We start from the raw sequence: 18004 nt of genomic DNA on the forward strand, positions 1-18004 counted from the left end.
TTTGACTTCACAACTTAACAAAGAACAAAGAACAAAGAACAAAGAACAAAGAACAAAGAACAGAGAGCAAAGAATAGAGAACATAGAGCAAATTAGGATGAAAATTGGGAGAACTATTTATGAGGAATATGCAAAACCTAAAACCTAAGACCAAAACACCCAAGACCCAAAAACCAAAAACCCATATCAATGTTAAATCAAAAACGGTACAATTTAAGTTAAGCAACTCCACAACTTAACAGAGAACAAAGAACAGAGAGTAAAGAGCATAGAACAGATAACATAGAATAAATTAGGATGAAAATTGGGAGAACTATTTATGAGGAATGAGGAATACCCAAAACCCAAGACCCAAAACCCAAAATTCAAAACACCCAAGACCCAATAACAAAGAACTCAACACCTTGAAAAGAAACAAAATATATACTTTATTAATACTATTGATCGGTGCAGCTTTTGTGGTATACGAGCAATATGGTGATCAACTTGCAGAAGGTAGTGTCTACGATCCAAATGAGGAAATTCATGGAAGTAGAACGACAAATAGCAATCCGAAAGCATTGACAAATGAATTCTATTTGCCAAGTTCAACAACAGGACAAGTAATTCATCATGAAGGATATTCGTTATCCTATCACGAAGCGTTTGAGCAAGCAGAATGGGTTGCATATGAATTGAAGAAGAATCAAGTCGTATATACAGATTTTAAACGCCCATATTTTGAGCAAGACAATTCCATAGCAACAGAATCGGCACATTGGCGAAACTATAAAAAATCTGGCTACGACCGTGGACATTTGTGTCCAGCAGCCGATCGAAAATATACCAAATCAGCTTTTACAGAAACATTTTTAACTAGTAATATTTCTCCTCAAAAACATGAATTTAACGCTGGTATTTGGAACCGATTGGAGCAAAAAGTACGCTATTGGGCAAAAAAATATGACGTCGTTTATGTGATTACAGGTGGAATTTTAGAAAAAGGACTCAAAACTATCGGGAACGAAGAAGTTGCTGTGCCCAATTATTTCTATAAGATTTTATTAGATAATACAAACGGACAAACCAAAACAATCGCATTTCTAATGCCGCATAAAGACGCAGACAAACCTTTATACGAGTTTGTAGTATCAATTGACGAAATTGAAAAACGTACAGGCATTGACTTTTTTCCTGAATTGGACGATTCAAAAGAAAATAAATTGGAAGCTTCTACAAGTTACAAACAATGGAGTTTTCGATAGTGGCAACTTTATAAACTATAAAAAGCAAAGAAAAGCGACTTCAAAGTCGCTTTAAGTCATAAGACATTCACTATTGGCATGGTCCGTAATCACAACCATTCATTGTGCCTCCATGTTCTTCTATAAACATACATGCATCATAAACCTGAGCAAAATAATTCGGGAAATTTCTTGTTGAATCTGCTGCGTACATACTACAATAAATATGATCTCCACCATTAATTGCTTGTTGCTCGTTTTTGGTTAGGACTCTTCCTAAACTCGAAAATTTTTCTAACATAATAAAAAGATTTTAAAATTTGTAATGAGTCAAAACTATATAAACACAGTGATGGGAAGAAAAGATGTATAGTCAATTTTATAAAAATAACTAATAAAATAATACCTTCTTTCTAGTGTATTCCTGCCTTTTAAACGATGTTGAAACAGCAATTAGTTCAATCGACTTATGAAGCATTTTCTTGTGTTTCTTGTTGTGTTTCCAAAATCATATCCTGAATGAATAGCGGTAAATCCTTTATTTCATAGGTTTTTGGAAAGAAATTATTGTTCAAAATACTCGCAGGTGTATAATTTACTCCGTTAATATTTGCCCATTCACGATGTGCATCCAATACTTGTGTAACCATTGGATTTTCGGAAAAACCAAAGTTTTCATGCCACGCTTCAATATCTCTATTGGCAAACCATTCTTTTAAGGCAATATATGCTTTTTTAGGATCTTGTTGGTATAAATCTACAAGTCGTGAAACAATTTTTGTGCTTTTATTTTCAGCATTCTCTGGAACATTAAAAATAAATTCCAAGCGAATATCGTTTCCATACGTACTTAATAATTTGTCATACGACTCAAAAGCCGCTGTACAAAAACCACATAACGGATTTGTGACACCTTGTAGTTGAATGGCACCTTTTGGATTTCCAAATATGACGCGTAATGGCGCTGGAATTACACCTGGATTAATGACTGTTTGCTCTTGAAGTAAGGTTTTAAATAACTCAGGATTTCGTTTAAACTTTAAGAAATCACGTTCGGTATTTCCTAATTTTTCATGACTTTCCCAATATCCTTTACAGTAATTCCACGCGATATAGATTAACCCAAATATTCCTGCCGCTTTCGCAATATATTCTAAGTCAAATAACCATTCATACGTATATGTGCTCGCTAAAAGTCCTGTTTGTAAAAATAATATTCCAGCAATGAGTAAACACAAAGCACACCATTTTTTTAGCACAATTCCTTGTCGGTAAATTGCATACAAAACCACTGGAATTCCTGCTAAAGACAACGCAAATAGCACATCTTGATTAAATCCGATAGAAGATAATATGAGGAATAAAGCTGCAAAAAATACAAAAGTGGCATCGCTTAATGAAATGAATCCGAATAGTAAATTTCCTTTGGTAGTAATAACGTCGCCACAATCACTATTCTTAGAAATAGCACCACACACTTTGGCAACGGCTTTGCTTTTAATGCCCAGATCTTCTCTGATAATTAGCACACTAATGTACAATCCTACGAGTGTAAGTGCCGTATAGATGAGGTAAGCCAAACTAAATTCGAACATCACATTTACAGCAGCTACAATAGCAATAACAAAATAGGGAAGTGCTGCCTTGAATGATTGTGTCCCAGCAATACTTTCAATTTCTTCCACGGCTATAATAGTGCCTGTCCAACGAGTTACAAATGCTTCTTCAGTTAGTTTTTCTTTGGTTTCGTCAGCTAATGACATATGAATCATTCCCCGTTTCTTTTCCACCAAAACGATGGCATCGCCGTTATCAGAATTTACCAAAGCTAAGAATGATTTTGGCATTTCTGAAAGTGCTTCTTTTGGTACTGTTGCCGCTATATTGTCAATTTCAAAATAATCAAACGTATCTGTAATCGATTTTAAGCTTGGATATTCAGGATGTGATAACAGTTGCAGGTTAAGCTGTTCGCTATCTACACTTAAATAGCCATTGGTTCTAAGTAGCGAAAGTATAATTTGTTCCATCTAATTCATTTCAATTTTGGTAGGGGAAATTAAAATATTACATATTGTATGCTAAAGATAGAAAGTATTTTTGATGTTTATTGTATGATTGAATGTTTTTAAATGTAAAGAGTGTTCAATTTATAAAATAGCAAATTAAGTCGTGATACTAATTTTGCTTACATATCTGATAAGACGAATATTAATGGTATGTTCGTTTTATTAATTAATTATAACTTTGTTTGATCAAAAAAGAAATAGGGAACTAAGTGTCCTTTTTTAGATAAGTAGATATCAATACAAAACGCATATAGTTTTTCGTTTTCAACTACAAATAGGGCAAGTGGTTCTCCTCCAGAAACCATAAAATATACCTTTCCAGCTCCTTTGTAAACTACCTCTTTATAATCTTTGTGTATAAATTTATCTTTTTCAATGATTTCATACATTGAATTATTTTTTCTGAAATCCTTTCTAATGTATGCGACTATTTCTTCAAGATATCTTTTGTGAATTTTCTGGTTATCTTCTGAAAGCGTTTGTTTTTTTTCAAAATATTCAGGAATCATAAAAGCCTCAATGTCTTGAAATGTGTACGAATCACTTTTGAAAATTTTCGTAATGAAATCTTCTAAGAGATCTTCAGATGCTGATTTTTTGCTCGTGCAAGAAGTGAAGAGTGTTAGACTTAGGCATAGAATTAAATATCTCATAGATTTAAATTGTGAATCTTTACCACTCATTAATACGATTGGCATCAAGCTTAATAAATATAAAGAGTAAAATAGTAAATCCCCAAAGTCCTGAACCTCCATAACTAAAGAAAGGGAGTGGAATTCCAACCGTTGGAAACAAGCCAATAACCATTCCTATATTTATAGCAAAATGGAAAAATAATATGGCGGCGACACTGTAGCCATACACGCGACTAAACTTGTTTTTTTGTTGCTCGGCTCGGTTCAAAATCCGCAAGAGTAACACCACAAATAGAAAGATAACAATAGCGCTTCCTAGAAATCCCCATTCTTCACTTACGGTGGTAAAAATGTAGTCAGTGTCTTGGGCAGGCACAAAATCTCCTCGTGTGCGTGTTCCTTTTAACCAACCTTTTCCCCAAAAACCTCCTGAACCAATTGCAATTTCAGATTGATTGGTGTTAAAGCCAAAGGTTTTTCGCATCTTTTCAAGCTTTACAGGATCTTTTTCTAAACCTAATACTAACGTAAACCGATCGCGATGGTGTTGTTTAAATACATTGTAAAAAATATAGTTTACCGCCAAAATGAACATAATAGCAGTCACCAATGAAGTAATGGCTAATGAAGTCTGTCGTTTTCGTTTTAATTGCTTTCTAAAGAAATAAAAGATACACACCAAACCAATAATCAGCGTAGCAACAATGGTAATTATGTAGCCTAATTTTAAGGTAATGATAAAGAGTAAAATTAGTAAAAGACCAATCCATAAATAAATTGCTGGCAAACCTTCTCTATACATGACAAAGAAAAAAGCCATATATACCATGGCGCTTCCTGCATCGGGTTGTAGCATAATGAGCAAAGGTGGCGACAAGATGATGGCAAAAGCAATAAGTTGATGCTTGAAGTTGTAAATATTTGTTTGAATGTCACTAAGAAACTTAGCCAATGCTAATACGGTGGTCACTTTTGCAAATTCAGAAGGTTGCAACGTAAATCCGCCAATAGCATACCATGAAGTAGCGCCATTAATGTTTTTTCCAAAAATGATAACACCTATCAAACTCAGTAATCCTGCAATGTATATAATACTGGAAAATCGTTCATAGAATTTGGCTTCTATGGAAAGAATTAAAATGATTAAAAAGATACTTGTAATAATAAATACCAACTGTTTTCCATACAATTCGCTCATGTCTAAAAACCCTGTAGAAGCGGTAGTTACAGATGCTGAGTAAATATTTATCCAGCCAATTCCAACTAGCAGAAAGTAGAGGAGAATGGAAAACCAATCAATTTTTTTTATAAATTTTACTTCTCTACTCATTAATGGTAAAAGGTTCTCCACTTAGTGGCTTTGCATATTCATCTTCTAAACTCTTCTCTAAGACGAGTTTTTCCATCGCTTTCAAGGTTATTTCGCCTTTTAAGTATTTCTCAATCATTAAACTAGATATCTTTCCAGCCCAGCGAGCGCCATAGTATCCATTTTCTACAAAAACGGCAATGGCAATTTTCGGATTGTCCTTTGGTGCAAATGCTACAAATATGGAATGATCGGTTAGCTGCGTTCGGACACTATCAATAATTGCAAAGTTTTCAGCGGTTCCAGTTTTTCCACAAATTTCAATACCAGGAACATTTAACCATTTCGCAGTTCCACCTTTTTTCATACTAAATACATCGTGCATTCCCTGAATGACAGGTTCAAAATGCTCTTTGTCAATCGTAGTATATTTTGGTTTTGTAAAATGATCGTTCTCAATAGGTTTTCCATCAATAGATTTGATAATATGCGGTGTAAAATAATGACCTCTATTCGCAATTGTTGCCGTCATGTGTGCCAACTGAATTGGCGTCATTTCTACTTGCCCTTGTCCGATAGCATTCGAAATGGTGTTTAGCACATGCCATTTGTTATGTTTGAAATAACTATCTGTGTAATAATCACCTGTTGGAATTCTCCCTTTTCGTCCAGTTGATAAGTCATTGTCAAAATAATCGCCCAAGCCAAAACTTTTGATATGATTACTCCAAACGTTCATTCCTTCACGTGGTGTTTCGTAGTTACTAATAATTTGTCGGTATGCATTGGCAAAATAGGCATTACACGATTTGGCAACTCCATTAACAACATTTCGTTTTCCGCTTCCACAGTGACAACCCATTTTTCGGCCACTACGTCCATATATATAGCCATTACGGCAGGTATATGTGGTTTGTGGCGTAATGACTTCTTCCTGCAAAGCTACCAAAGCATTTAGCGTTTTAAATGGAGAACCTGGAGGATACATCGCTAATAAACCTCTGTCGTATAATGGTTTGTTGATAGAGTCGTAATGTAATTTTGTGTAGTTTTTAGAACGTTTTCTCCCTACCAATAAGTTTGGATTATAGCTTGGTGCCGTAACTAAGGCGAGTATTTCTCCCGAAGAAGGTTCAATAGCTACAATGCCACCACGTTTGTTAATCATTAACTTTTCGCCGTATTCTTGTAGTTTGCTATCAATTGTGATTTGAATGTCTCTTCCATTCACGGCAAGTGTATCATGACGACCATTTTTGTACGAACCTAATACTTTATTGTGAATGTCTTTTTGAATATATTTTACACCTTTTACACCGCGTAAAACGTCTTCATATGATTTTTCAATTCCTGTTTTTCCAATTAATTCGCCCGATTGATAATATGGATTTTTTTCTAAATCAGCATTGTTTACTTCTGCAATAGAACCTAATACATTGGCTCCAACAGCCGTTTGATAGTTACGAATGGAACGTTTTTGAATGTAAAAACCTTTAAAACGATGCATTTTCTCTTGAAGATACGCGTAGTCTTTCTTTGCCATTTGTGCAACAAATACAGACGGAATACGCCAAGAATACCGTTTCGCTTTTTCAATTTTCTTTTGATATTCTTCTTCCGTGATTTTTAATAATTTACAGAACTGAGGAATATCAAATTCTTTTACTTCTCTAGGAATAACCATCACATCATACGATGGCTGATTGGCAACGAGTAAAACACCATTTCGGTCGTATACATAACCACGTTGCGGATAATCATATACGGTTTTTATAGCACTGTCGTTTGTCAAATCTGTGGCAACGACATTATCATTAAACAATTGCAAATACGAAAGTCTTCCTGTGTAGATAACTCCAACAGAAATGATAACAAAGTATAACAACAGCTTTCTCATGAATTTTTTCGACTAAAAAAGGTTACAGATAGTGTGATGACTAGTATGGTAAAGATACCAAAGAATAACGTGTTTCTCAATACAATAAGTATGTTAGAAATGTTAAATATTTCTAACAAAAACACAAAAAAGTGATGGATAAATGTAAGAATTATAATGTACAGCATTCGTTGTCCAAAAGCAGTATTTTCTAGTTTTATAGATTGATGCTCGTAACTGATTCCGAAAGAAAATCGCAATACAAAAGGTCTTATGTAAGCAATAATAACACAAGCTGCAGCATGTGCACCGCCAGTATCTGAAAACATATCAATGGTTAGTCCTAATATAAAAGCAATTACCAAGAACAAGCTTTTGTTGGCGTTAAATGGAAATAAAAGCAAAAAATAGATATACACCAACGGATTTATATAGCCCAAAAAGTCAATGTGGTTGCAAATTAATACTTGCACCAACACAGCAATTACGAATCGTACACTATTCCAAAAAACAACTGTACCCATTTAATTTTCAGGTGCTAATAAATTATCAATTTCTTCTCGGTATAAATTTTCAATGACATATATATTTTCCAAATTGGTCATATCATTAAACAATTGTACATCTACAACATACAAATTTTCTTTTGTATTTAATTTAAAATCTTTGATCATTCCAATAGGAATTCCTTTTGGGAATAACGTAGAATCTCCTCCAGTAATAATCGTATCATTAACGTTAAAAGTGGCAAGTTTTTCCACATCTTCTAGTTGCACTACATTTGCATTTTTTCCATTCCACGTCAGTGTTCCATAGAAGTTGGTATTCTTTATTTTGGCATTGATTTTCGAATTGGAATTCAAAATACTAATGACTGTTGCATGACTTCCACCAACTCTATCTACCACACCAATAATTCCGTTTGGAGTAATTACGCCCATATCTGTTTTGATACTGTCCGAGCTTCCTTTGTTGATCAAAATAATATTGTCAATTTTAGAATAACTGTTTTTAATGATTTTTCCAGCACGAAACAAATAATCCGTACCAAACGAAGTACTATCTATATATTGAATGTTTGTCAAGCTATCTTCCTTGCTAAATAATAGGCTTTTTAACCTACGATTTTCTTCAACGAGTTTTTCATTTTCAGATTTCAGTGAGAAATAGGATGAAACACCATTTGCTTGTTCGTAAATTCCGCCCGTTAACCAATTGGCAGAATTGATAAACTTACTTTTGTGATAGGAATGTGATTGAATCGTAAAAACCAACGATATAAACAGCAACAGCATAAAAAGAATAAAATTTTTATTCCTTATCAGAAAATTAAGAATCTGTTGCATGGATTATATGTTCTTATTTAATCAATACACTTTTGAATTTGCTTAGGTTTTTCAGGGTAATTCCTGTTCCACGTACTACAGCACGTAATGGATCTTCGGCAATATATACAGGTAAATCTGTTTTTTGAGAAAGACGTTTGTCCAATCCGCGTAACATAGATCCACCACCAGCAAGATAGATTCCTGTGTTGTAAATATCAGCCGCTAATTCTGGCGGAGTTTGTGATAAGGTTTCCATAACCGCATCTTCAATACGTAAGATCGATTTGTCTAAGGCTTTGGCAACTTCACGATATGAAATTTGAACTTGCTTTGGTTTTCCTGTAAGTAAATCACGTCCTTGTACTGACATTTCTTCTGGCGGAACTTCTAAATCTTCTGTTGCTGCTCCAATTTGAATTTTAATCTTTTCCGCAGTACGTTCTCCCACATATAAGTTATGTTGTGTACGCATGTAGTATACAATATCGTTGGTAAATACGTCACCGGCAACTTTTACCGATTTGTCACAGACAATTCCGCCCAAAGCGATAACTGCAATTTCCGTAGTTCCACCACCGATATCAACAATCATGTTTCCTTTTGGTTGCATGATATCGACACCGATACCAATAGCCGCAGCCATGGGTTCGTGTATCAAATACACTTCTTTTCCATTGACACGCTCGGCAGATTCTTTTACCGCTCGCATTTCTACTTCTGTAATTCCTGATGGAATACAAATAACCATACGAAGCGAAGGTGGGAAGAGTTTCTTTTTGAGCGCTGGAATATTTTTTATAAACAGACTGATCATTTTTTCAGAAGCATCAAAATCGGCAATTACACCATCTTTCAATGGACGAATCGTTTTGATGTTCTCATGGGTTTTTCCTTGCATACGAGCAGCTTCCTGTCCGACAGCAATAATTTTATTGGTAATTCTGTCCCTGGCGACAATAGATGGACTGTCTACAACTACTTTGTCATTGTGAATGATCAACGTGTTTGCCGTTCCTAAATCTATTGCTATTTCCTCCGTTAAGAAATCAAAAAATCCCATGTGTTTTGTCTGCTGTTTGTATGTGTTTTGTAATTCAGTGCTAGTGACTTACAAAGGTATAAAAATTTTAATGTTTAAAGTGTCTTGTGCCAGTAAATACCATAGCAACATCATTAGAATTACAATAATCGATACTCAATTGATCTTTTATTGATCCACCTGGTTGAATTACGGCTTTTATTCCTGCATTATTTGCAATTTCTACACAATCAGGAAACGGGAAAAATGCATCACTTGCCATGACTGCGCCGTCAAGGTCAAAGTTGAAGCTATTTGCCTTTACAATGGATTGATTTAACGCATCAACTCTACTCGTTTGTCCTGTTCCGCTTGCACACAATTGTTTGTTTTTTACCAAAACGATTGTGTTTGATTTTGTATGCTTACACAATTTAGAAGCAAATAATAAGTCTTCAAGTTGTGTTTCTGTTGGTTTTAATTCGGTAGCGTATGTTAAACCTTCTAGCGTATCTGTTTTTCCATCTTTATCTTGAAGTAAGATTCCATTTAAGCAAGTACGAACTTGCATTTCAGGTAACGCAACTTCATTTTGAATTAAAATGATTCTGTTTTTCTTTCCTTTTAAAACGTCTAACGCATCTGTGTCGTATTCTGGAGCAATGACAACTTCGCAGAAAAGTTTGTGAATTTCCTCAGCGGTTGGCTTGTCAATTTTTGTATTTGAAATTAAGATTCCTCCAAAAGCAGAAACTGGATCGCCCGCTAAAGCATCTATATATGCTTGATGAATGGTGTCGCGCGTCGCAAAGCCACAAGCATTGTTGTGTTTTAAAATGGCAAATGTTGGCGCGTCGTTTGTAAACTCGTTCATTAGGTTTACTGCGGCATCAACATCTAATAGGTTGTTATAACTTAGTTCTTTTCCATGTAATTTTTGGAACATTTCATCGAATTTTCCAAAGAAGAATCCTCTTTGATGTGGATTTTCTCCGTAGCGCAATACTTTTCCTTCCGTTTCGCTCACTTTCAATGCAGGAATTGCATGATCTTGATTGAAATAGTTAAAGATTGCCGTATCATAGTGTGAAGAAATATTGAATGCTTTTGCGGCAAACGTTTTTCTATCTTCTATTGAAAAAGAACCTTCTTGCGTTTCTAATAAGTGCAAAAAGTTTTCGTAATCGTTTACTGAAGATACACAAAGTACATCTGCAAAGTTTTTCGCCGCAGCTCTGATTAACGAAATTCCTCCAATATCAATTTTTTCTATAATATCTTGTTCAGCAGCTCCAGAAGCCACTGTTTTTTCAAACGGATATAAATCTACAATAACAATATCGAGTTGTGGAATTTCATATTGTTCTAATTCAGCAACATCACTTTCGTTGTTTTGACGGTTTAAAATTCCTCCAAATACTTTTGGATGCAATGTTTTTACACGTCCGCCCAAAATAGAAGGATAAGAAGTTACATCTTCAACAGGAACGACAGGAATACCAAGGTCTTTGATAAATTTTTCTGTGCCTCCTGTGGAGTAAATGGTAATGTTTAAAGCGTGAAGTTTTTCAACAATTGGAGCTAATCCATCTTTGCTGAAGACCGAAATTAAAGCGGATGTTGCTTGTTTTAGGGAATTCATTCGAGTTACGTTGTTAATTGTGTTGTTGTGAAGCTGCAAAAGTAATAATTAACACCTAAAAAACACGTTCTTATCTAAATAAAAATAGAGAATTTGTACTGGTTAATACAATTGGTAGAATTGATGCGAAAATTAACTCATAAAAAAACTGACGAACAGGTTAAAATTCCATTCGTCAGTTTTAATTTTTTAGATCCTGAGTCAAGCTCAGCATCGCGTTTTATTGTAAGCTAAAAAGTTTCTAGCAGCAGTATCTCAATTCTCATTACTAACTAAGAATTTCCGCCACTTTCGCATTGATAAATTCCAAAAACTCTTCGTCTTCTTTGGTAAATGGATCTACTGTGTGCGAATCAATATCAATTTGTCCAATGTTTTCGCCATTTAGGAATAACGGAATTACAATTTCGGCTTTTACGTAGATACTGCAAGAAATGTAGTTGTCCTGTGCTTTTACATCTGGCACTAAGAAGTTTTCGTTAGAAACGGCTACTTGTCCGCAAATTCCTTTTCCGAATGGAATGATGGTATGATCTGTTGGTTCGCCAGCAAATGCTCGTAGTTTTAATTCAGGTTTGTCGCCGTTTTTAAAGTAAAATCCAACCCAATCATAATATTCAAAGTTTTCTTGTAATAATTCGCAAACTTTCGTCATACGATCGTCTACAGAAAGTGATTCGTTTGCTAATATTTCAGTTACTTGTGGTTTGTATGTTGCAAATTTCATGTATGCTAATTTTTTAATGAACACAAAAATAGTCGAAAAAAGTATAAAAATCTTTCTCTAGTTATCGAATAAAGTTGTCTGAAAAAGCAAATGAACAAAATTTATTAAAAATGTGAGATTTTCAACGGCTTTTGCAGTAAGTTTGTAGGAGTTGCATCTTTAATTTGAATTGTGTTAGAAACTATTCTTCGGTATAAATCAGCATTGGGATTTATTTTAAAATTCTTCATTGTGTACATCGTTTTAACGTTTGTGTACAGTTTGTATTTGTCAAATTTTGAAGGAGAACCCGATGGAGTTACCCGCATTGTAGCCGATCAAACAGCGTATATTATTGATTTGTTTGGCTACAATTCACAAGTAGCACAACATGAAACAGAACCTACCATGAAGTTGTTGGTCAATGATGCGTATGTTGGACGTATTGTAGAAGGTTGCAATTCTATCAGTGTGTTGATTTTATTTATAACGTTTGTGATTGCATTTACAGGAAATTTTAAGAATACACTTTTTTTTGCAATTATAGGAAGCGTTTGTGTGTATTTGGCAAATTTGCTTCGAATTGTAGTTTTAGGAATCGGATTGTATCGTTTTCCTGAGTATGAAAATATCTTACATCATATTGTGTTTCCAACTATTATTTACGGAATGGTGTTTTTGCTGTGGATGTTTTGGGTAAAACGATTTTCAAAAAAGTAATGGATGTATGAGGAAGATTTGGAAATATATCGCAGCAGGTTTTTTGTTCAGTATTTTAGTATTGATTCGTGCTTTTGAGGATACACTTTTTTATGATCCATTTCTGAATTTTTTTAAACATGATTATTTGCAAGCTTCAATTCCCACGTATGACGCTTGGCTTTTAGTTGTCAATCATATGTTTCGTTACGCGTTGAATATGCTGGTTTCGTTAGCAATTATTTACGTTGCATTTCAAAATAAACATGTGTTAAAACTTTGCGCAGCTTTGTATGCAGTCGCTTTTGTGATTTTGATTGCTTTGTATTTTTATTTTATTCAACACAATTTATCAGAAGATTATCTGCTTACTTTTTATATCCGTCGTTTTTTAATTCAGCCACTTTTTGTGTTGATTTTATTGCCTGCATTTTATTACCAACGCAAGATTAAAAACGAAGAAGTTTAATCTTTTAAGTTGATGGTTTGTTTGTGAGAAATTAAATTTCCATTTTTGGTTACTCCTTCAATCCATACCGTTACAAGTTTTGTTCCCGTATCAAAAACTTTCACGACAGCTGTTTTATTTTCCGTAAGTTCCACTTCAGGAATCCAAGAAATGACACCATATTTTTTAAAGTAACTATTGTTATACGAATTGTATTTTGGTGTGTAATATTCCTTGGCACTTGCAAATGCAAATGGCGCTACACTTGCGTTTGAAATCGTAACGTCACTATCTCCATCTTGGTATAAAGCGGTTGTTCTTGTGTAAATTTTTATAACGCCACCAGCACTTCGAAGTCCGTAACCGCCACCAGTTTTGTCAATGACAATTTTTTCAACATTTCCCATTGAAAATTGATAGAGAATATCAAAATCATTCAATTGTACATCATCCAAAAAGATTAATGGAGATGTTGCGGAAGCAAAACTGATTCTATTTCGTAAGGTAATGGAAACACTGCCTGCATTTTCAAAAACTCTATATCCGTTATTTTGAATATAATCTGCTACAAACGGAAACTGCGCATAGGTTTCTACATCTACGTCTCTTGATCTTCCGTTTATCAAAGTTGGATCTAAATCTTCGACTGTTTTTTTCTTCGTTTCTAAAATAATCGCGTCTAGATCAACTGAATCTTCGCTAAAAAAATCGTTGGATGAAGCTACATTTGATATCGTAGTAGTGGTGTTAAGCTCAGGAATGGTAGGAAGTACATCGCTAATATTGTCTATATGATTTGTGATGGCATAGTTAATATACAATCCAGGTTTTTTAAAGGCACCTTTGTTATCTTGGTAAGAAAAACGAATTTCTTCGCCATCTTCGATAAAGAAATTACTAATCGTAAATGATTGGTCATCACTCAAATCGATAAATTGAGAATTATGATTTTTCGTCGCGTATAAAAATATTCTGTCCACACCAGAAGCTGGAGAATTTACTTTCCCTTTGATGGTAATTCCATTTTCAAACGGATAGTTTTGCTTTGGCGGATTGGTAAAAATAGTATTCCAATCGTATTTGCTCCAACCTTGTGTAAGCAATAAAATATCTAGTTCGTATTTTTGTTTTCTATCAAACTTTGCAAAGTAATATTCAGGATTTTCAATAACTCCTTTTACATACGGTTTCAATAAAAAACTCGATATGATATTGTTTGTTGGTGCGTAACTTTCTGTTTCTTCTGGCAATATAGAAATGCTAATATTTGCGGTTGTGTTGAGGTTTGATTTTTGTACAGCGATCAAAATAGAATCGTTCACTTTATTTAGTTTAGCTACTGAAATAGCTGATTTTTTCATCTCTAATGCGTTGAAAAACAAGCGCTCTACTATTGGTTTTTCGTTTTCGTCAAATACTGTAATTGTATTAACGCCTTTGAAAAGTTCTTTTTTAGGAATTGTAATTGTTTTTGATGCTCCTTGGTCAAATGTGAAATTAACCGTTTTGAGTTTCCCACTTTGATGAATAAGCAATTTGTAATTTTTATTGTTGATAGTTGCCAGCGTTTCTGCATTGGTGTTCAGCGTAATCACGGCTCTATCGGGAAACAGATTGTTCATAATGATCGTGATTCCTTGTTTTTTGACAACACCTAACTTTTTCTCAATTGTTTTTCCTGACGCTAAGGTAATTTTTGAGGTGTAATTTTGATCCGATTCGGGTTGAAATAGAAATTTGCCAAGACCTAATGTATTGCTTTTAAAAGTCGTAACTTCTTCATTATTTTCGTTAAAAATACTTCCTGTCGCCGCAATTCCTTTTCCATTGGCATCTGTGACTTTAAAACCGATATTATTTTTTGTGTTGGCTACAATATGTCCACCTTCTGGCAAAAACTGAAAATCGTAGTTTTTTTCGGAAACGGTTTCAGGAGTTGCACTGGTGATTTTGTTTCCAAAGACTTGTATTTTCTGAATATATGCGCCATTGTCATTAAAATTTCGCATCCAGTTTGTGGACGCTTTAATGTAGTATGTTCCTGTAACGAACGTAGAATCGACTAAAAAGTTTCCTTTCGTGTATCCGTTTTCGCCTTTGAATAACGCCCTTTTTACCTCTTTTCCTGTTGCATCATAAATACCAACATTGAAATTTGTGGACGCTTTTGAAGTTAATTGGTTTTTTTGATCGTACGCATAGCCTTTAAACCAAATTTCCTCGCCTGCCAAATAGTTTGTTTTATTGAGATGAAGAAAGATAGTTTCACGTGGTAATTTAAAGAATTCAGTATAGCTATCTTCTGCTTTTGCGTCTGATTGCGCGAATCCAGAGAATGAAATTAATAGAAAAAAGGATAGTAGTGGTAAAATGCGTTTCATGCTGAAATGATCGGTTTTGAATTTGATACTAAAAATACCACAAAAAAAACATAGAAATGTTAAAGAAAACAAAAACTGTGAACGTATTTTTTCTACTGTTTTCATAGTTGGCGTGTTTTTGATGGACGTACTTTTAAAGATATCCTAAATCCGTCATTTTTTAGTGTTAGAATGAGTAAACGTACCTTTTGAATGCGTGAAATAGTGTTTTTGATACGTAAAACAGAAAAACCTTGAAAAAATTAATTTTCAAGGTTTTTTATATATTGTATATTTTTATAAAAAGGAATTATTTTTTTAGTGAAGCTTGTTGTAAATCAATGATTTTCTTTTCAGAAATTAGTTCTCCATTGTTGGTAACTCCTTCAATGTATACGACAGCATACGCCGTTTTTGTGTCTGGAATTTTAATCACTTTAACTTCATTTGCTGTAAGACTGAGTTCTGGAATCCATGAAATAACACCATATTTTTTAAATAAATTGTCATCGTAATTTTTATATTTCGGAGTATAAAATTCTTTGGCTTCTTTAAATGCGTACGGCGCTTTATCTTGCGAAAATAACGCATTGTCAAATTCACCTTCAATATATAAAGGGGAAATTCGTGAATTTATTTTTATCACACCACCAGAACCTCTAAGCCCAAATTCAGAACCCATTTTGTCAATTAATATGTCTTCTATATTTGCCATTGATAATTGATATATTAAATTTAAATCAGTAAGTGGTACACCATCAAAAATAACCAATGGAGTTCCTAAAAATCTACTTCTTGGTTGAATGCTTACCGTACCAAATCTTTCAATAACAAGATATCCGTTAAAACTTAAGTAGTCAGCTAAAAATGGAAATTTGTGATACGTGTCAAGCGTTACTCTTGTATAATTACCATATATAACAATTGGGTCGTCTTTTTTTCTCTTTTTTTCAGCTTCAATCACTACAGTATCTAATTTCTCAGAATCTGGAGCAAAGAAACTTCCTGAAATGGCAAAATCATTTGTTTCTAGCTTAGAAGTCACTTCATTTTCTATTTCAGTAATAGATTCTTCTTTGTCTGTTACGTTGAACGCAACGTACATTCCAGGTCTTTTAAAAATTCCTTTTCTGTTTAGATAGGAAAAACGAACAGATTCATCTTCTTCAATGTATAAATTTTTGATAATGAATGATTGATCTTCTTGTAAATCAATAAATTGTGCAGGATGATTTTTTGTAGCATACATAAATAATCGATCAATACCAGAAGCAGGAACGTTTACTTTTCCTCGTAATGTGATGCCATTTTCAAACGGAAATAGTGTTGCTGGTGGATTTTTGAAAATAGTGTCCCAATTGTACTTGCTCCAACCTTGCGTGAGTAATAAAACATCGAGTTCATACTGACGTTTTCTATCAAATTTAGTAAAGTAGTATGCAGGATTTTCAATAGTTCCTCGAAGATATGGTTTTAATAAAAAACTAGAAATGATGGTATGATCAGGCTCATAAGCGGCAGTTTCTTCTGGTAGTATAGAAATGCTAATATTTGCTAGCGAGGCTACATTAAATTGTTGAGCTGATAGTAATATGGTATCTTTAATTGTGTTGAGTTTCGAAATTACAATTGAAGGCTTTTTAGTCGTTTTTTTATTAAAAAATAAGCGTTCTAAGATTGGATTTTCATTTTCGTCAAATAGTGTAATGGTATTTACACCTTGAAAAAGTTCTTCTTTCGAAATGGTAATCGTTTTTGAAATTCCATCGTCAAATTTGAAGTTAACCGTTTTGAGTTTTCCACTTTGGTGGATTAATAACTTGTAGTCTTTCTTTTTGAATCTTTGCAACGTTTCTTCGTTGGTGTTGAGTTTTACAATGAGTTTGTCAAGAAATAAATTGTTGATAATGATAGAAATTCCTTGATTTTTCACAGCAGGAACGTCTTTTACGATGGTTTCCTCAGAATTTAGTACAATTTTTGAAGTATATTTTTGATTTGCTTTTGGCTGAAATAAAAATTTACCAAGTCCTAATGCATTGCTTTCAAATACGGCAACTTCTTCATTATTTTCATTAAAAATGCTTCCTGTTGCTTTTACACCTTTTCCATTGGTATTGGTCACTTTGAATCCAATATTATTTTTGGTGTTTGCTACCAAATGTCCGCCTTCTGGCAAGAACTGAAAATCATACAAATTTTCCACTTCACTTTCAAAAGTAACTTTGTTATCTAGTGAGCTATCAATTTGATCCGTGTAGATTTTTATTTTTTGAACAAACGCACCATCATCGTCAAAATTTTTCATCCAATTGGTTGATGCTTTGATGTAATAAGTGCCAGTCACAAAAGTAGAGTCAACTAGAAAGTTTCCTTTGGTTACGCCATTTTCCCCTTTAAATAACGCTCTTTTTAGTTCTTTTCCTTTGGCGTCGTAAATACCGACATTAAAATTGGTAGTCGCTTTGGAAGATAATTGATTTCTTTGATCGTATGCGTAACCTTTAAACCAAATTTCTTCTCCTGACAGGTAAGAGGTTTTGTTCAAATGTACGTGTAAAGTTTCTCTGGGAAGTGTGAAATAGGTAGTATAATTTTCTTCAGCTTTTTGTTGTTGTGCTTGTAAATAGGATACAAAACTGAAAATGAGTAGTAGTAAAATGTAGCTTTTTTTCATAGTATATGGTTTTG

General features: G+C 33.8%; 16 protein-coding genes. 3 read left to right on the plus strand and 13 right to left on the minus strand.

Translation table 11 applies throughout. The features are described 5' to 3' along the window. The first annotated feature begins 404 nt into the window (after positions 1–404). Positions 405–1244 (plus strand): DNA/RNA non-specific endonuclease, encoded by an 840-nt coding sequence (locus AA089_RS08655; RefSeq protein ID WP_046756540.1) that lies wholly within the window; start codon positions 405–407, stop codon positions 1242–1244. Between the two features lie 70 nt (positions 1245–1314). Here the strand turns inward: AA089_RS08655 and AA089_RS08660 are convergent, their stop codons facing one another. The 11 genes from AA089_RS08660 to AA089_RS25655 form a co-directional block, all read right to left on the minus strand. Continuing rightward, on the minus strand, positions 1315–1524 hold the full coding sequence (locus AA089_RS08660; protein WP_046756541.1) for a hypothetical protein: 210 nt from the start codon (positions 1522–1524) through the stop codon (positions 1315–1317). A gap of 166 nt (positions 1525–1690) precedes the next feature. Beyond that, a complete protein-coding gene (locus tag AA089_RS08665) occupies positions 1691–3253 on the minus strand; it encodes a vitamin K epoxide reductase family protein (protein ID WP_046756542.1) in 1563 nt (520 codons plus the stop codon). Between the two features lie 209 nt (positions 3254–3462). Next, complete coding sequence (locus tag AA089_RS08670; RefSeq protein ID WP_156168954.1) at positions 3463–3945, minus strand: hypothetical protein; 483 nt, start codon at positions 3943–3945, stop codon at positions 3463–3465. Positions 3946–3964: 19 nt separating this feature from the next. After that, positions 3965–5257: a rod shape-determining protein RodA gene (gene rodA, locus AA089_RS08675; protein ID WP_046756544.1), complete on the minus strand. Its 1293-nt coding sequence runs from the start codon at positions 5255–5257 to the stop codon at positions 3965–3967. Beyond that, positions 5250–7133: a penicillin-binding protein 2 gene (gene mrdA, locus AA089_RS08680; protein WP_046756545.1), complete on the minus strand. Its 1884-nt coding sequence runs from the start codon at positions 7131–7133 to the stop codon at positions 5250–5252. The genes rodA and mrdA overlap by 8 nt, the downstream gene beginning before the upstream one ends. Next, positions 7130–7636 (minus strand): hypothetical protein, encoded by a 507-nt coding sequence (locus AA089_RS08685; RefSeq protein WP_046756546.1) that lies wholly within the window; start codon positions 7634–7636, stop codon positions 7130–7132. The genes mrdA and AA089_RS08685 overlap by 4 nt, the downstream gene beginning before the upstream one ends. Then, entirely contained in the window at positions 7637–8458 is an 822-nt protein-coding gene (gene mreC / locus AA089_RS08690; RefSeq protein WP_046756547.1) for a rod shape-determining protein MreC, read from the minus strand. It lies immediately after the preceding gene. 13 nt (positions 8459–8471) lie between these two features. Beyond that, the gene (locus AA089_RS08695; protein WP_046756548.1) at positions 8472–9500 is read right to left on the minus strand and encodes a rod shape-determining protein; all 1029 of its coding nucleotides are present in this window, start codon (positions 9498–9500) and stop codon (positions 8472–8474) included. Positions 9501–9567: 67 nt separating this feature from the next. Then, entirely contained in the window at positions 9568–11100 is a 1533-nt protein-coding gene (gene purH / locus AA089_RS08700; protein ID WP_046756549.1) for a bifunctional phosphoribosylaminoimidazolecarboxamide formyltransferase/IMP cyclohydrolase, read from the minus strand. A 268-nt stretch (positions 11101–11368) separates the two neighbouring features. After that, positions 11369–11827 (minus strand): GAF domain-containing protein, encoded by a 459-nt coding sequence (locus AA089_RS08705; RefSeq protein WP_046756550.1) that lies wholly within the window; start codon positions 11825–11827, stop codon positions 11369–11371. A gap of 104 nt (positions 11828–11931) precedes the next feature. Next, entirely contained in the window at positions 11932–12057 is a 126-nt protein-coding gene (locus AA089_RS25655) for a hypothetical protein (protein WP_262495015.1), read from the minus strand. Between the two features lies 1 nt (position 12058). Between AA089_RS25655 and xrtF the strand changes: the two genes are divergently transcribed. Beyond that, positions 12059–12526 carry an exosortase family protein XrtF gene (xrtF, locus tag AA089_RS08710; RefSeq protein WP_241479981.1) on the plus strand — a complete coding sequence of 156 codons (468 nt, stop codon included), beginning with the start codon at positions 12059–12061 and terminating at the stop codon, positions 12524–12526. Between the two features lie 7 nt (positions 12527–12533). Next, complete coding sequence (locus AA089_RS08715; RefSeq protein ID WP_046756552.1) at positions 12534–12974, plus strand: exosortase F system-associated membrane protein; 441 nt, start codon at positions 12534–12536, stop codon at positions 12972–12974. Here AA089_RS08715 and AA089_RS08720 read toward each other — a convergent pair. Both AA089_RS08720 and AA089_RS08725 read right to left on the minus strand, forming a co-directional pair. Continuing rightward, complete coding sequence (locus AA089_RS08720; RefSeq protein ID WP_082113239.1) at positions 12971–15334, minus strand: hypothetical protein; 2364 nt, start codon at positions 15332–15334, stop codon at positions 12971–12973. The two genes, AA089_RS08715 and AA089_RS08720, sit on opposite strands and share 4 nt — an antisense overlap. A 289-nt stretch (positions 15335–15623) precedes the next feature. Next, positions 15624–17990, minus strand: a complete 2367-nt coding sequence (locus AA089_RS08725; protein ID WP_046756554.1) for a hypothetical protein — start codon at positions 17988–17990, stop codon at positions 15624–15626. Positions 17991–18004: the final 14 nt, after the last annotated feature.

Source organism: Kordia jejudonensis, from assembly GCF_001005315.1.
GTDB classification, from domain to species: domain Bacteria; phylum Bacteroidota; class Bacteroidia; order Flavobacteriales; family Flavobacteriaceae; genus Kordia; species Kordia jejudonensis.

Bases quoted from the DNA above. Each gene is read 5' to 3' on its own strand.
- AA089_RS08660 (WP_046756541.1), bottom strand. From the start codon at position 1,524: ATGTTAGAAAAATTTTCGAGTTTAGGAAGAGTCCTAACCAAAAACGAG.
- AA089_RS08665 (WP_046756542.1), bottom strand. From the start codon at position 3,253: ATGGAACAAATTATACTTTCGCTACTTAGAACCAATGGCTATTTAAGT.
- AA089_RS08670 (WP_156168954.1), bottom strand. From the start codon at position 3,945: ATGAGATATTTAATTCTATGCCTAAGTCTAACACTCTTCACTTCTTGC.
- rodA (WP_046756544.1), bottom strand. From the start codon at position 5,257: ATGAGTAGAGAAGTAAAATTTATAAAAAAAATTGATTGGTTTTCCATT.
- mrdA (WP_046756545.1), bottom strand. From the start codon at position 7,133: ATGAGAAAGCTGTTGTTATACTTTGTTATCATTTCTGTTGGAGTTATC.
- AA089_RS08685 (WP_046756546.1), bottom strand. From the start codon at position 7,636: ATGGGTACAGTTGTTTTTTGGAATAGTGTACGATTCGTAATTGCTGTG.
- mreC (WP_046756547.1), bottom strand. From the start codon at position 8,458: ATGCAACAGATTCTTAATTTTCTGATAAGGAATAAAAATTTTATTCTT.
- AA089_RS08695 (WP_046756548.1), bottom strand. From the start codon at position 9,500: ATGGGATTTTTTGATTTCTTAACGGAGGAAATAGCAATAGATTTAGGA.
- purH (WP_046756549.1), bottom strand. From the start codon at position 11,100: ATGAATTCCCTAAAACAAGCAACATCCGCTTTAATTTCGGTCTTCAGC.
- AA089_RS08705 (WP_046756550.1), bottom strand. From the start codon at position 11,827: ATGAAATTTGCAACATACAAACCACAAGTAACTGAAATATTAGCAAAC.
- AA089_RS25655 (WP_262495015.1), bottom strand. From the start codon at position 12,057: ATGAAGAATTTTAAAATAAATCCCAATGCTGATTTATACCGAAGAATA.
- AA089_RS08715 (WP_046756552.1), top strand. From the start codon at position 12,534: ATGAGGAAGATTTGGAAATATATCGCAGCAGGTTTTTTGTTCAGTATT.
- AA089_RS08720 (WP_082113239.1), bottom strand. From the start codon at position 15,334: ATGAAACGCATTTTACCACTACTATCCTTTTTTCTATTAATTTCATTC.
- AA089_RS08725 (WP_046756554.1), bottom strand. From the start codon at position 17,990: ATGAAAAAAAGCTACATTTTACTACTACTCATTTTCAGTTTTGTATCC.